The organism is Dietzia sp. DQ11-44, from assembly GCF_014145205.1.
Classification (GTDB): domain Bacteria; phylum Actinomycetota; class Actinomycetes; order Mycobacteriales; family Mycobacteriaceae; genus Dietzia; species Dietzia natronolimnaea.
In genome coordinates this window covers 1-1658 of record NZ_JAALEC010000682.1, presented here as the reverse complement: position 1 = coordinate 1658, position 1658 = coordinate 1, and the positions used below count along the sequence as shown (strand labels likewise).

1 protein-coding gene is annotated in these 1658 nt (G+C 64.3%); it reads left to right on the top strand.

The genetic code is table 11. The features are described 5' to 3' along the window. Window positions 1-111: 111 nt before the first annotated feature. The gene (locus G6018_RS15485; protein ID WP_347237881.1) at window positions 112-1635 is read left to right on the top strand and encodes an IS1634 family transposase; all 1524 of its coding nucleotides are present in this window, start codon (window positions 112-114) and stop codon (window positions 1633-1635) included. Window positions 1636-1658: the final 23 nt, after the last annotated feature.

Here is a 1658-nt window from a genome sequence, read left to right as displayed (position 1 = left end):
CCTGACTTCCACAAGTTGACGCTGTTCTAGGGATCCGGATTCCGGTTTGCACTGGTAGGGCGAGTTCTGTGCTGGCGTTTGTGACACTAAACGGCCCGGTAGGTTGGGCCTGTGGGGCTGAAATTTCGGAAGGTGCCGACGGGTTCGGGGGCCACGGGCGTGCAGTTGGTCGAGTGGGTCAGCGGCCGGCTGGTGGTGCGCGAGCACCTGGGCTCGGCTCACACCCCCGGCGAGTTGGCGGCATTGATCGAGGTCGCCAAGCAGCGCATTCAGGGCGATCAGCAGGCGTTTGACCTGGAGTTGAGCGAGCGCGGCGCCGCGGTGATCGACGTGCCGGCAGCGACAGCCGCGCGGATCCAGCAGTCCACGGCGCGGATCTTGTGGCAAGGATTGACCGGTACGTACTCCAGGCTCGGCTTCGACGTGGTTGGCGATTCAGTGTTCCGCGACCTGGTGCTGTGCCGTGTGGTGGAGCCGACCAGCAAGTTGGACTCGGTTCGGGTCCTGGGCGAATTGGGGACGCAACCACCGCACGTCAACACGCTCTACAACTGTCTGCAGCGAGTGGTCGGCCGGGACTACCGCGCGCTGATCGCCACCGCCTGCTGGGCCCACGTCAACCGCACCGGGGGCCCTGGTGTGGCGTTGGTGCTCTACGACTTGACCACCTTGTATTTCGAGGCCGAAAAAGAAGATGACCTGCGCAAAGTCGGTATGAGTAAAGAGCGCAAGGTCGACCCGCAGATTACCGTCGGCCTGCTGGTGGCCCGGGATGGGTTCCCGCTGGACGTGCACGTCTTCGAGGGCAACAAGGCAGAGACCAAGACGCTGATCCCGGTCATCACGGCTTTCCAAAAGCGCCACCAGATCAGCGACATGGTCGTGGTGGCCGATGCGGGCATGCTGTCGGCGGCCAACCTCAATGCGCTGGAAGATGCGGGCCTGTCGTTCATCGTCGGCTCCCGCACTTCCAAGGCGCCCAAGGAGCTCGAGGACCATTTCGGTCGCCGCGGCAACGTGATTGCCGACGACGGTGTCGTGGAGTTGATCCGCCCAATGGGTCAGGGCCGGGACCGGCGAGACCGGCGTGTGGTGTGGCACTACAAATGGGAGCGAGCCAAGCGAGACCGGCGGACGCTGAACGCGCAGATCGACCGCGCGCAACGCGTGGCCGACCGGGCAGAACCACTCAAGAAGCAGCGATTCGTCAAGGTCACCGACCAGAAGGTAATCCTGGACGAGGCCTCGATCCAGCGGGCCCGCGAATCTGCAGGCTACAAGGGGTATGTCACCAACATCGCCCCGGCCGCGATGGACGGCCATGCCGTCGTGGCGGCCTATCACGACCTTTGGAAAGTCGAGCAGTCCTTCCGCATGGCCAAGGCCGACCTGAGGGCGCGCCCGATCTTCCACCGCACCCGCGATGCGATCGAAGCTCACCTCACCGTCGTGTTTGCCGCCCTGGCCGTGGCGCGGCACCTGCAGGACCTCACCGGCATGTCGATCAAGAAGATCGTCACCACCCTGCGACCGCTGCGCACGGTCACCGTCGCCATCGGCGACCACGAAATGCTCGTCGAACCCACAATCCCGGACGCCGCGCGAGCCGTCATCGACGCGATCAACGCAGGGTGACACTAAAACTTGTGGAAGTCAGG